Source organism: Shewanella acanthi, assembly GCF_019457475.1.
Lineage (GTDB): Bacteria > Pseudomonadota > Gammaproteobacteria > Enterobacterales > Shewanellaceae > Shewanella > Shewanella acanthi.
Map to the genome: position 1 here is coordinate 1,951,984 of NZ_CP080413.1, position 12,543 is coordinate 1,964,526.

Below are 12,543 nucleotides of genomic sequence, written 5' to 3' on the forward strand. Positions count from 1 at the left end.
TATTAGAAAATAACGGGGGATAACAATGAGGTGAAGCTAAGAAAATGGCTCCCCTGACTGGACTTGAACCAGTGACATACGGATTAACAGTCCGCCGTTCTACCGACTGAACTACAGGGGAGTAGAGGTTGCGATGATACTAAGAGTATATCGACTTAGATTTGACATTAAACTTTAAAATGGCTCCCCTGACTGGACTTGAACCAGTGACATACGGATTAACAGTCCGCCGTTCTACCGACTGAACTACAGGGGAGTAGAGGGTGCAAAATAATATCAACATTATACATAAGTGGCTCCCCTGACTGGACTTGAACCAGTGACATACGGATTAACAGTCCGCCGTTCTACCGACTGAACTACAGGGGAATCGTAATGCGATATTATATCGACTTAATTTAAGTTGTTTAAGTGGCTCCCCTGACTGGACTTGAACCAGTGACATACGGATTAACAGTCCGCCGTTCTACCGACTGAACTACAGGGGAAACGTTACTTAACAACATTGAATAATTTAAGTGGCTCCCCTGACTGGACTTGAACCAGTGACATACGGATTAACAGTCCGCCGTTCTACCGACTGAACTACAGGGGAAACGTTACTTAACTTATTCTGCTCTAAACGACTGCAAGGTGAAAGTGGCTCCCCTGACTGGACTTGAACCAGTGACATACGGATTAACAGTCCGCCGTTCTACCGACTGAACTACAGGGGAATCGTTTCACTAAGTCTTGTAGACTCGCTGAGAACGGAGCGCATAGTAAAACGCTATCTGGGATGAGTCAACTCGAGTTACTAAAAAAAGTGTAATTATGCTGTTAAGTGCTCATCTAATGTGCATCGTGATGTAGAAATCATCGTTTTGATGAAGAAATAACTTATCTATTCGTAGGATAGCGTGAACTTGGTTCTTTGATTTCTAACCAGTTGAGGCTGAGTTAATGTTGGTAATTCGGCTTGTAGAGTCACATTTGAATGCTTGTCGTGAATTTTTTAGTAACATCTAAAGCATATTGATTTATATCACTATTGCAGTACTCACTTTTCTGAGTTTCTAGTGGTGAAAAACAGAAGTCGTTTAAAAGGACGGGGCGGCTCCGAATGACCTAGAAGTTTTTGATGAAGCTCAATCAGCGCTTTTGAAATACCTATCGAGTGAGTTTGATAGGTATTAGTCAGATGAGCTCAACACCGCAATCTCAACAACATGATTTGGCCCAATTTACTCGTTGGCTTTCCAATTTCCTGTTCAATATATTGCCTGCGTGTCCTTTTGTATTAATAGCCAATCTCATTTAATTAAGCGAAAGCAAGGCCTCTATTAAAGATGCCATGACAGAGGCTTCGCTAATGCGATGTCTAATCATATGTCAGTAATAAAGAAGAGGTGAATAAGGCTCACGTTATAACATCATTAGAGGCCATTGTCATAACGGTCGGGTAGCTAATGAAGGTTTACTATTGCGCTGAACGTTAACTGTCATTAAGGGTGATAATCGAAGCGGCTAGCAGTAGTTAATTAATGCAAGTAGCTAACAGTGGAAAAACTCTCATTTGTCTGTTTAAAAATCTTGCTCAAACTAATCAATACCTTACAACGACTGATTTGGCTAACCTAAAAACCTTTGTTTTTCACCTAGCATTAACATTCGAGTTTAGCGTGTGCTATGGCGAATTTATTGCACCAACGTGAAGCAGATCACAACCTAAATGGTGCAAGATTCGGTAAGCGCTGTCATTGTCTGTATGCAATTCACAAAACAAAGCTAACTTATTGTCATAGTTAACAATGTTAAATTTTATCTCGAAATAAATAAGTAGTTGCATTTATCAAATGTAATTAAATTACCAAATTTAATCACTCACTCGTTAGACCAGTAATTACCCCTCAATACCGCGTGGATTCTCGGTTATTTCGACTTATCAACAAAAACTGTGGATAACCCTGTGAGTTGTGTCTAAAAATAGGCGTCAAAGCCTTGGCATCTGGGGGCTGGGCTTAAATTGCACTATTTTGGCTTGGTAAAATTTAACCCTTAATATTCAACAAGATAATATTTGCAACTACTTTTTTGGGGTCACGTCAAAAAGGTTGCAATTTTGTAATGAAATGAAAGTCAATTCTTGTGCATTAAATTGGAGAACGGCCCCCATTTTAGGGCAATTTATCGACATTTAGGCTATTGAAAGTCCAAGTCAAAAAGTTTCATTAATAATTTAAGTACTCAGCTCGCTGGCAATCTAGGCCTCAATACAGTCCTGTGATTGAGTGGCCCATATCTGCTGGAGCTTAAGCTATGAGTTGATTAGAATGGTTAACTTAACCAAAAGGATATGCCTAAGTGTCAGAAACCGTATTCCAACTTGAATCTCAATTTGCCCCTGCAGGCGATCAACCCACGGCGATTGCCAAGTTAGTCGATGGCCTTGAATCGGGTCTAGCCTGTCAAACTTTACTTGGGGTAACAGGCTCAGGTAAAACCTTCACCATTGCCAATGTGATCGCCAAACTGGGTAGACCCACTATTATTATGGCGCCGAATAAAACATTAGCGGCCCAGCTCTATGGCGAGATGAAGGAGTTTTTCCCCAATAATGCAGTGGAATATTTTGTTTCCTATTACGACTACTATCAGCCTGAAGCCTATGTCCCTGCTTCCAATACCTTTATCGAAAAGGATGCCTCAGTAAACGCCCATATCGAACAGATGCGACTTTCTGCGACCAAGGCTTTGCTTGAACGTAAGGATGTTGTGTTAATTGCATCCGTTTCGGCGATTTATGGTCTCGGCGATCCCGACTCTTATATGAAGATGCTCCTACATCTGCGCCATGGCGATACCATGGGGCAGCGCGATATTTTGCGACGCTTAAGCGAGTTGCAGTACACCCGTAATGATGTTGAGTTACAGCGGGGGACATTTAGGGTTCGTGGTGAAGTGATTGATATTTTCCCCGCCGACTCCGATCGCTACGGCATTCGGGTTGAGCTTTTCGACGATGAAATTGATAATTTAAGTGAGTTTGACCCTTTAACGGGCAAGATTATTCGCCGCGTGGCGCGCACGACAGTGTATCCAAAGACCCACTATGTGACACCCCGTGAGAAAATCCTCGAAGCAACGGAGTTAATTAAGCAGGAGCTGCGCGAGCGTAAACAATATCTACTCGACAATAATAAGTTGATTGAAGCCCAACGTATCCACGAGCGGGTGCAATATGATGTCGAAATGATGGTGGAACTTGGTTATTGCTCGGGGATTGAAAACTACTCCCGTTATTTGTCGGGACGAGCGCCAGGTGAAGGCCCACCAACGCTGCTTGATTACTTACCCGCTGATGGTTTGCTGATCATCGACGAATCCCACGTGACTGTGCCGCAAATTGGCGCCATGTATAAAGGGGACCGTTCCCGTAAAACAACCTTGGTTGAGTACGGATTCCGGTTACCTTCGGCGTTAGATAATAGACCGCTTAAATTTGAAGAGTTTGAGCAGCTCATGCCGCAGACCATTTACGTGTCGGCGACGCCCAATCCCTATGAACTGGATAAGAGTGGTGGCGAAATCGTTGAGCAGGTTGTGAGGCCAACGGGCTTGCTCGATCCCGTGCTTGAGGTGCGGCCTGTCAGTATTCAGGTTGATGATTTGCTCTCTGAAGTGGCAAAACGCGTTGCTGTTAACGAAAGGGTACTGGTTACCACATTAACTAAGCGCATGTCTGAGGATTTAACTGAATACTTAGATGAGCACGGTGTGAAGGTGCGTTATCTGCACTCGGATATTGACACGGTTGAGCGGGTGGAGATCATTCGCGATCTGCGCCTCGGTAAGTTTGATGTCTTAGTAGGTATCAACTTATTACGTGAAGGCTTAGACATGCCCGAGGTTTCTTTGGTGTGTATTCTCGATGCAGATAAGGAAGGCTTTTTGCGCTCAGAGCGCTCACTGATCCAGACCATTGGCCGCGCTGCCCGTAACGTGAATGGTAAAGTTATCCTTTATGCCGACCGCATCACTCAATCCATGGCTAAGGCCATGGGAGAGACCGAACGTCGCCGTGAGAAACAACACGCATATAACCTCGCCAACGGCATTGTGCCTAAGGGCGTGGTTAAGCGGATCACCGACGTGATGGATGTGGATGATGGTAGAGAATCGCAGTCCTCATACAGTCAGGTTGCCGATAATAAACCTAGGCGTTATCAAGCCGATGCCGCGCAGCTTAGTCATGATATCGATAAACTTGAGAAACAAATGCATGAACATGCCCGCAATCTTGAGTTCGAACAGGCCGCCGCATTGCGTGATGAGGTAAAACGGCTACGAGAGTTGTTAATTAAAGCCTAAGCCTTACATGAGCCACATAATTAAAAAACCGCCCTAGGGCGGTTTTGTTATGTTTGATAGTCACGAGGAAGTGACACTCGTTGCTGGCTTTCGCAGCATAAACGCGAAGGCGCAGATTAGGCCGCAGATTAAGCCGATGAGGTGTGACTCCGTCGCGACCCGCGCACCAATCATGGCAGTAACATCATCGCTGGCACCAAACCATTGCTCGTGCCCAACTTTGATGATAACGCTTAGCAGCAGCAAATAACCTGATCGCATTTTGCAACGTATATCCTGCACTGCACCAAAGGTAAAGAGCCCATGGAGCATCCCACTTAATCCTACGTAACCTAACAGTTTAGGGAAACCAAGATAAAGTCCTATGCCCTCAAGTAAACAAAGTAACATGAATAATGCCGTTAAGCCGCGAACGTTATAGTGAAAGTGGTGCAAAAACACCACTGCCCACAAACCGCCTAAATTCATTATCAAATGCCAATGATTGGTGTGCAGCAAATTACCAGTAATTAAGCGCCACCATTCGAATTGCTCAATGCCACTGCGGCGAAAACTCAAGAGATGGTCAACCTCGGGCAACATCAATCCAGCGAGATAGAAACTGGTACAAATTACTGTGACCGCAAATGCGACCCAATAGGGGCCGTTTTTCATGCTTTTGGCTCAACGTTATCGAATTGGGCGTTATTTAATGAGGCCATAACCTCGGCTTTATTTTGCAGATAATCATCGAGTCCTCGTTGACGTAGATGACAGGCTGGGCAGTCGCCACAGCCATCGCCAACAATCCCGTTATAACAGGTGAGGGTGTGATTACGGACTAAATCGAGCTGTTGATATTTATCCGCCAGCGCCCAGGTTTGGGCTTTGTTTAGCCACATCAGCGGGGTGATAATGTCAAGCTTTCTGTCCATGCCTTGCACTAACGCAGATTGCATCGCTTTGACAAAATCATTGCGGCAATCAGGATAACCCGAAAAGTCGGTTTCACATACGCCTGTAATCACCGCATCTGCACCTAATTGATAGGCATAAATACCAGCCAAGGTTAAAAATAGAATGTTACGTCCAGGAACGAAGGTATTGGGCAGACCGTTCTCCATTAGCTCGTGGGAGACTGGAATAGCATCACGGGTCAATGCAGAAATAGCCAGCTCATTGAGTAAACTCACGTCCATCACTTTATGACTGGTGATTTTGAGGCGCTTAGCGAGGGCTTTTGCAACGTCAATTTCTTCTCGGTGCCGCTGGCCATAATCAAAGGTTATCCCATGGACTTCATCGAATTGGGTGAGCGCTTGAATCAGGCAGGTGGTTGAATCCTGTCCACCACTGAATACCACGACGGCTTTTGTTACCGCGGCTTTTGAAACTGACGATTGAGACATAGTATTTCGCTTAAATTTTTACATAAAAATAAGTACTAAGTTTAACTCAGGCACCTAAGCTTGAAAACTCTTAGCACGAGTGCGACATCGGCATTGGGGTGTAAATACTTGCAGCAGGCACTAAAATCCTCTATAAATGCCGCCCCATCGAATTGGAACGTCAGCATGAATTACCCAGTCAACGAAGTCTTTGAAACGATTCAAGGTGAAGGTGTCTTTACCGGAGTCCCCGCCATTTTCCTGCGCCTGCAGGGATGTCCAGTGGGTTGTGCCTGGTGTGATACTAAACAGACTTGGGAGTTGCTTGCCGAAAATAACGTAGCGCCGGAGGATGTGATTGCGCTAGACGGTTCAATTGGACGTTGGGCCAACCATACTCCATTGAGTTTGATCGCCGCATTTAACGCGAAGGGCTTTAACGCAAAACATATCGTTATTACCGGCGGTGAACCCTGCATGTACGATTTGAGCGAGTTAACCGACACTTTCCACCGTGAGGGTTATCAAACTCAAATCGAGACCAGTGGTACCTTTGAGGTGAAATGTGCCAAGGAAACTTGGGTAACGGTTTCACCGAAAGTGAATATGAAGGGCGGTTATCGGGTGTTAAGTCAAGCACTTAACCGTGCGAATGAAATTAAGCATCCGATTGCAACAGAGAATCATATCGCTGAGCTCGATGAGTTATTAAAAGACATCGATGTTTCAGCAAAAACCATTTGCCTGCAACCGATTAGTCAAAAGGCGAGGGCGACCGAGCTTGCCATGAAAGTCTGTATTGAGCGTAACTGGCGTTTATCGATTCAGACCCACAAATATCTTAATATCGATTAATTGATTGAGCCCCAGGACGATTTAATATCTGATACAGCAATAGCGCTCCGAAAGGGGCGTTTTTTATGTTTAGGCGCAATGGGTTAACAGAATGTAAACAACATCGAATTGTTAATTAGCTTATCGATTAAAATAAGATAAAAACTTATTAAATAGAGGGTCTTAACAGGTGGGATTCAAAAAAGTAAGAGAAAAGTGGTGGAGGGAGAAGGATTCGAACCTTCGAAGGCGGAGCCGTCAGATTTACAGTCTGATCCCTTTGGCCACTCGGGAACCCCTCCACATATTGTCTCGGCATTAGATGCCCTTAAATCTTGGCCGGATTTAAGTGTAACGCTGTAGCAATCAACTCAATAACATAAGATAAAAGTGGTGGAGGGAGAAGGATTCGAACCTTCGAAGGCGGAGCCGTCAGATTTACAGTCTGATCCCTTTGGCCACTCGGGAACCCCTCCACGAGTATCTTTTATTACTTAATTTTCTTGCAGTGCAAATGGTGGAGGGAGAAGGATTCGAACCTTCGAAGGCGGAGCCGTCAGATTTACAGTCTGATCCCTTTGGCCACTCGGGAACCCCTCCTCAATTGCGGACGCCATAGTAGTCAGATTCCCCCAGCATGTAAAGTCTAAATAATAAAATTTTCCTAAAGTTATGGTTCAACTGGTCGATTAACTAACAACGAATTGTTTTTATGTTGTTTTTTTATGCAAATCGATGTTCCTTTAATCAATGAAGTGCAAATTGGCCCACGCCTTAATGCTGCAATTGAGCATAACAGGCGGGGGGAATTCGCGTTGTTGCTGTCGCTTTTATCGGCAGACGCGCGCGATATGGCGCAATTTCAGTTTCAGAAGGAGCTCAGTACGGATGAAAAATTACAAAAGCAATTCGATTTACCCCCAAAACAATGTCTGATTGCCGATTTATCCGCTAAAGATATCGTGGTGGATAATAGCGCTGTCTTTAGTGAACAGGGCAAAACGGCATTTCAATTGCAACAAGCACTGCGCCCCGAAGCGTTGGTTATCCGCGGTAATGAATCCATGGCCATGACTGAAGCGCTCAGTAATTGCGATTTAACCACTCGGCTGCGTCAACGTGGTCAGTTGCAAAGTCCAGCAATGCAACCTATGCATTTTGCTGAGCAACTTGCCATACAGCGTCATCTAGTGTCGGTACTTGCTACAGCCTAAGTCAAACCGCTTGTTAGCTATAAATAAGCAGAATTAAGCCAGAGTCGTGATCCTGAGTTAAGTCCCAGGTTAACGCATTACCTATAATGAGTTGTACTGAATGGCAAAGCGTTAAAGCTAGTCGCGGATAAGCTTTCCTGCACGGTGAGCAAAAATGTGAAAGAAGAGGACATGAATATGAATGGGGTTATTAAAGAACAGTCACTGTTGGTCAACGATACCTGTACCGATTGTGGAAGTTTCGTCGATATTGGTGCGGTTATCGATGAGCAGGATACCATGCTCGAATTACAGTTTTACGGTGAGTCTGCTGCAACAGATGCCAATCGGATAGTTGAACTGGCTACGACTCGGTTTCCCAATACCCAGTCGCAAACTGAAACGGTAAACCAAAATGTGCAGGTTAAACTGACCTTTGAGGTTAGTGTTGAGAAAATGATTTTTCAGCTCGAGAATGGACTGTAACATTTTGTTAACTAGCTAATTTTCATAATTTATTTTCAACATTACCCCGTAATTGGGCTAGTGTATTCTGCATTAACATCGGATAATAATAACAATTCTTATCCCATTAATTTAGCTTGGGATTTAGGTGGTGTACTGTTCACCGCAGGCCGTTTTTAGGAATTTAAGTGAAGCGACTTCAATATCAACAGATTTTAGCGTTAGTGGTGAATTCGAGTGCCAAACAACGGGGTGATGTTGTCGAGACAGCAGAGCTTGTAACGCAGCTGCTAACAGAGCAACTCGATGGCGTAACGGCAACTGTCTGGCTATTTTGCCATCAAACCGACAGCCAAACCGCCGTTGCCAGCTGTGGTCCGCTACAATCTCGGGTATTACAACGGCCCGCTTCATTGCAATCGTTACCTCATTATCTTAATGAACTTAAAACCCACCGCCATATTGATGCCTGTAATAGTCAAATTGATCCGCGGTTATTCGAGCTTAGTGGCAACTATTTCGCTCCTTCAAAAGTGCTTTCAAGCTTAGATGTGGCCATTCGCATTAATGGTCAATTAGAGGGAGTGATTTGTATTGAACGCAGTGAATTGACCGAGCAATGGGGCGAGAGTGAAATGTATCTCGTCACCGAAATGGCCGGACAATTGGCGTTAACGCTTGCGACCAAAAACCATTATCAGGATGAGGAACGATTAAGTCTGTTTCGTTGTGCCACAGAGCAGTCCCGTCAATTAAGCATGTTCATCAATTTACAGACCCAGACGGTAGAGTATGTGAATCAGGCCTTTGAACAGATCACGGGTAGAAATCGCGTTGATTGTATTGGCGTACCTATGCGTGAATTAGCCTTTTTCAGTCAGCAGAATGCATTAGCAGAATTAACCTTAACCGATATCGAGCGAGGACAACAGGTTAAGGGGGAGACGCAGTTAAGCCGTGCTGATGGAACACAATACTGGCTTAAATATACCGTAAGTCAGTTTACGACTAATTTGGGGAATCAATATGCGCTGGTCACCGCGCAGGAAAACAGTGGCGAGCACCACTATAAAGCCCACTTGGAACGTTTAGCGTGGCATTGTAGTTTGACCGGACTTAACAACCGCAGTCATTTCAATTTAGCGCTGGAAGGCTGCACTAAAGGCTTATTGTTTCTTATTGATATCGTTGGCTTTAAACGCTTTAATGATACCTATGGTCACACAAATGGTGACAGTTTACTGGTCGAAATTGCAAGGCGTCTCAAGCACTTTGCTCAAATCAATCAGGCATGGGAAATCGCTCGACTTGGCAGTGATGAGTTTGCGATATTACTGTCTGATGCAAGCGCTTTCCCCGATTTGCAAACCTTTACAACCCAGTTATATCGTCACTTGGCTATGCCAGTGTTGATTGGGCGAGAGCGCATCGAACCCAAGACCGCGATTGCCGTAGTGGATCTCGCGGCGGTGGCAAATGTATTTGCGCCGCTTACCTGTGCCGATATCGCACTGCAATACGCCAAAAAGAAAAAAATCATGGCGATACAAATCTTTAATAGCACATTGCTGCGTGCTTTTAAGGAGGATGCACAAATCGAGCGTGATTTACACAATGCGATTCGTGGCAGACAGTTCGAGCTGTATTATCAACCTCTGCGGGATCTGGAGCAGCAATCTTTTACTGGCGCAGAGGCACTTATCCGTTGGCATCATCCACAGAAAGGGGTCTTGTACCCAGGAGCCTTTATTGATATTGCCGAACAATCGGGAATGATTAATGCCATTGGCAGTTGGGTATTAGAGGCGGCGTGTCGGCAACTTAACATTTGGCAACACCAAAACGCGAACTTAAGCCTGCATGTGAATGTTTCTGCTCGGCAATTTTTCAGTGGTAATCTCTTTGAAGAGGTGTGGCAACTATTAAGCCGTTATCAGTTAAAACCTAAATCGCTTATTTTGGAGATCACCGAAACCGAATTAATGGCCGATATTGAGCAAACAACTTTACTTTGCCAGCAATTGGCAGAATTAGGGGTTGGTCTTGCGATCGATGACTTCGGTACAGGTTATAGTTCGATGCGCTACCTTAAGCAATTTCCTATTACCAAACTCAAAATTGACCGCTCATTTATTTCCGATCTGACGGTGAGTCGTGAAAGCCGCGAAATTGTTTCAGCGATTATTGCAATGGCTAATGCGTTGAATATTTCACTGACAGCGGAAGGGGTTGAAACCCCAGAGCAGGAGGCATTTTTAGCGAAAAGTCTTTGTCATCAGGCGCAGGGGTATTTATACAGCCCCGCGTTAAGGGAAAGTGATTTTGCCCAATTTATCCATATGGCGGCACAATCGGCCACAGTGGGCAATAGACTCACTGCGACAGTCCATTAATCTGCTATTCATACTTTAGACAAACAAAAGGCAATCATCAGATTGCCTTTTGTTCTTTATGACATGTCCTGAAAATTGCCAATTACCTGAGGCAGCATTGCTTAAATTTTTTGCCGCTGCCACAAATACAAGGATCGTTGCGTCCTGGTAATTTGGCCTGCATTTGTTCACCAATGGTGTAGTACCAACGGCCATTTTCAAACACAAAATCAGACTTCTCAAAAATCGCATCGACTTCTTGGTCAAGCTTATACCAAGCCTTGAAGGTAACTTTGCCGCGCTGTACCCCTTGATTATCGGTAAAGCAATCGTCTTCGAGCACCTCGAGGGCTAACCATTCGGGGTGTGGTCCCTGTTCGAGTATCTTGAGCGTAAGATCGCCAATAAAATCCGCATGGTGAGTTTTGATAATGTAATCAAATTTTTTCAAGACAAAAGCGCAATAGCGAGAACGCATGAGCTGTTCAGGTGTAACTGCAACATGGGTACCTGAATCAAAGTGATCATGTAAGGGTTTACAACACTCAATATATTGGCGCTGACTACCGCAAGGACAGAAGGGTGCTTTTATCATTTCGATGAATTATAACGATTAATTGTTAGTTTTCTTACTGTTTGGTAAGGGTTCAAACTGGCGGCCATAGTACAAGTTAGGTACTGGCTTAGCATTGAGATAAAAACTTGGCTCGGCACGATTATTCATATCTAAACTCACAGACCAACGGTTGTTAGTTTCCTTTTGAGTGCCAATAACAAACTTGCCTGCAAATTCACTCACAGGTTCGCCTGTCTCTTTTGCAGGATAAAACCGTACCAAATAGTAACCTGTATCAATGGCGCTATTGCCATTTATCTTGCGGTTCAATACACGAAAGTCGACATCAATACGTGCCTTTTTACCGCGGATTTTATCAAAGAACTTTTGGTAGATAGCAATGATACTCTCGCGTCCGTAGTATATTTCCTTGTTTTGACTCTCAGAGAGGTAGCTGGCATCTTGAGAATAGATTTCGCCTGTGACTTCAGGAGAAAGCTCATTGAATGCTTTGATAAAGAGGGGATAGTTAGCATTGATTAATTGATCGGTTGTCGATTTCCCTTTGGATGATGCAAGGCTTGGGAACGATATAAGGCATATCAGGGCTAGCAGCAAAAATCTCATTACATTATTCTAATCAAGCAGTCATGGCGTCACTATAATGTAGACCCATACTGAACTAAAGTATTGAATGTTTACAAAGTGTGTTTCTGACGTAAAAGTGCACACTCAGGCGTAAAGTGGGAGGAACTTGCCATGCTGGATGATGAATCAGCACTGTTTTTTGAAGAAATGGCGGGGGTTGTGCCACTAAAAGGCGAAGTGAAAGCGGTTAACCTACAGCCCAAAGCATTAACGGCGGAACAAGTTCAACGCCGTATCGCGTTAATGCGTGAATCCTATCTTGCCCAAATGCCATTAGATTTAAGTCTTATCCCAGTGCTAAAGCCCGATGATATTGCCAGCTTTAAGCGTGAAGGGGTCCAAGGTGCGGTGTTTAAGCGCTTAAGACTCGGCGAATACAAACTCAATATGGAACTCGATGTTCACGCATATAGGCTCAGCCAAGCCCGTGATGCATTGCTGAATTTTTTACTGGCGGCGCAAGAGCATGGGGAACGTTGTGTCTTGCTTATTCATGGTAAAGGCCATCAAAGTAAGCCCTTCACTGGGGTGATGAAGTCGGCAGTGTGTCATTGGTTATCCCAACTGGACATGGTACTGGCCTATCATTCGGCGAAAACAGAGCAGGGTGGGACTGGCGCGCTGTATCTTATGCTCACTAAATCTGAACAACTTAAAATTGAAAATAAAGAGGCAAATCGCAAAGGCATGGGCTTGCGCTGATCTTAGTTTTCCAAATATTGGTTTTAAAATAAAATGCCCAACACAGCGTTGGGCAT

Annotated in this window: 10 protein-coding genes and 9 tRNA genes; 6 read left to right on the forward strand and 13 right to left on the reverse strand. The window is 44.4% G+C overall.

The window, feature by feature from the left end:
• Positions 1-45: 45 nt before the first annotated feature.
• The 6 genes from K0H61_RS08535 to K0H61_RS08560 form a co-directional block, all read right to left on the reverse strand.
• Positions 46-121, reverse strand: a tRNA-Asn gene (locus tag K0H61_RS08535).
• A 59-nt stretch (positions 122-180) separates the two neighbouring features.
• Positions 181-256, reverse strand: a tRNA-Asn gene (locus K0H61_RS08540).
• A 37-nt stretch (positions 257-293) separates the two neighbouring features.
• Positions 294-369, reverse strand: a tRNA-Asn gene (locus K0H61_RS08545).
• A 43-nt stretch (positions 370-412) separates the two neighbouring features.
• Positions 413-488 (reverse strand) — tRNA-Asn (locus tag K0H61_RS08550).
• A gap of 31 nt (positions 489-519) precedes the next feature.
• Positions 520-595: transfer RNA gene (locus K0H61_RS08555), tRNA-Asn, on the reverse strand.
• A 45-nt stretch (positions 596-640) separates the two neighbouring features.
• Positions 641-716 (reverse strand) — tRNA-Asn (locus tag K0H61_RS08560).
• A gap of 1,627 nt (positions 717-2,343) precedes the next feature.
• Between K0H61_RS08560 and uvrB the strand changes: the two genes are divergently transcribed.
• A complete protein-coding gene (gene uvrB, locus K0H61_RS08565; RefSeq protein WP_220052253.1) occupies positions 2,344-4,350 on the forward strand; it encodes an excinuclease ABC subunit UvrB in 2,007 nt (668 codons plus the stop codon).
• Positions 4,351-4,410: 60 nt separating this feature from the next.
• Here uvrB and rrtA read toward each other — a convergent pair whose 3' ends face one another.
• Positions 4,411-5,004, reverse strand: coding sequence for a rhombosortase (gene rrtA / locus K0H61_RS08570; RefSeq protein ID WP_220052254.1), 594 nt, complete (start codon positions 5,002-5,004; stop codon positions 4,411-4,413).
• Positions 5,001-5,738, reverse strand: a complete 738-nt coding sequence (queC, locus tag K0H61_RS08575; protein WP_220052255.1) for a 7-cyano-7-deazaguanine synthase QueC — start codon at positions 5,736-5,738, stop codon at positions 5,001-5,003. Before queC ends, rrtA begins: the two co-directional genes overlap by 4 nt.
• A 165-nt stretch (positions 5,739-5,903) precedes the next feature.
• Here queC and queE point away from each other — a divergent pair, with 165 nt between their 5' ends.
• The gene (gene queE, locus K0H61_RS08580) at positions 5,904-6,572 is read left to right on the forward strand and encodes a 7-carboxy-7-deazaguanine synthase QueE (RefSeq protein ID WP_220052256.1); all 669 of its coding nucleotides are present in this window, start codon (positions 5,904-5,906) and stop codon (positions 6,570-6,572) included.
• A gap of 196 nt (positions 6,573-6,768) precedes the next feature.
• Here queE and K0H61_RS08585 read toward each other — a convergent pair.
• From K0H61_RS08585 to K0H61_RS08595, 3 genes are all read right to left on the reverse strand, one after another.
• Positions 6,769-6,853 (reverse strand) — tRNA-Tyr (locus tag K0H61_RS08585).
• An 89-nt stretch (positions 6,854-6,942) separates the two neighbouring features.
• Positions 6,943-7,027, reverse strand: a tRNA-Tyr gene (locus tag K0H61_RS08590).
• Positions 7,028-7,066: 39 nt separating this feature from the next.
• Positions 7,067-7,151 (reverse strand) — tRNA-Tyr (locus tag K0H61_RS08595).
• A 125-nt stretch (positions 7,152-7,276) separates the two neighbouring features.
• Here K0H61_RS08595 and K0H61_RS08600 point away from each other — a divergent pair.
• The 3 genes from K0H61_RS08600 (at position 7,277) to K0H61_RS08610 (ending at position 10,602) form a co-directional block, all read left to right on the forward strand.
• Positions 7,277-7,765: a VC2046/SO_2500 family protein gene (locus K0H61_RS08600; protein WP_220052257.1), complete on the forward strand. Its 489-nt coding sequence runs from the start codon at positions 7,277-7,279 to the stop codon at positions 7,763-7,765.
• Between the two features lie 177 nt (positions 7,766-7,942).
• Positions 7,943-8,230 carry a DUF406 family protein gene (locus tag K0H61_RS08605; protein ID WP_220052596.1) on the forward strand — a complete coding sequence of 96 codons (288 nt, stop codon included), beginning with the start codon at positions 7,943-7,945 and terminating at the stop codon, positions 8,228-8,230.
• A 167-nt stretch (positions 8,231-8,397) separates the two neighbouring features.
• Entirely contained in the window at positions 8,398-10,602 is a 2,205-nt protein-coding gene (locus K0H61_RS08610; RefSeq protein ID WP_220052258.1) for a sensor domain-containing phosphodiesterase, read from the forward strand.
• Between the two features lie 82 nt (positions 10,603-10,684).
• Here K0H61_RS08610 and K0H61_RS08615 read toward each other — a convergent pair whose 3' ends face one another.
• The gene (locus K0H61_RS08615) at positions 10,685-11,176 is read right to left on the reverse strand and encodes a YchJ family protein (RefSeq protein WP_220052259.1); all 492 of its coding nucleotides are present in this window, start codon (positions 11,174-11,176) and stop codon (positions 10,685-10,687) included.
• A gap of 18 nt (positions 11,177-11,194) precedes the next feature.
• Positions 11,195-11,764: a DUF4440 domain-containing protein gene (locus K0H61_RS08620; RefSeq protein ID WP_220052260.1), complete on the reverse strand. Its 570-nt coding sequence runs from the start codon at positions 11,762-11,764 to the stop codon at positions 11,195-11,197.
• A 132-nt stretch (positions 11,765-11,896) separates the two neighbouring features.
• Between K0H61_RS08620 and smrA the strand changes: the two genes are divergently transcribed.
• Positions 11,897-12,487 (forward strand): DNA endonuclease SmrA, encoded by a 591-nt coding sequence (gene smrA / locus K0H61_RS08625; RefSeq protein WP_220052261.1) that lies wholly within the window; start codon positions 11,897-11,899, stop codon positions 12,485-12,487.
• Positions 12,488-12,543: the final 56 nt, after the last annotated feature.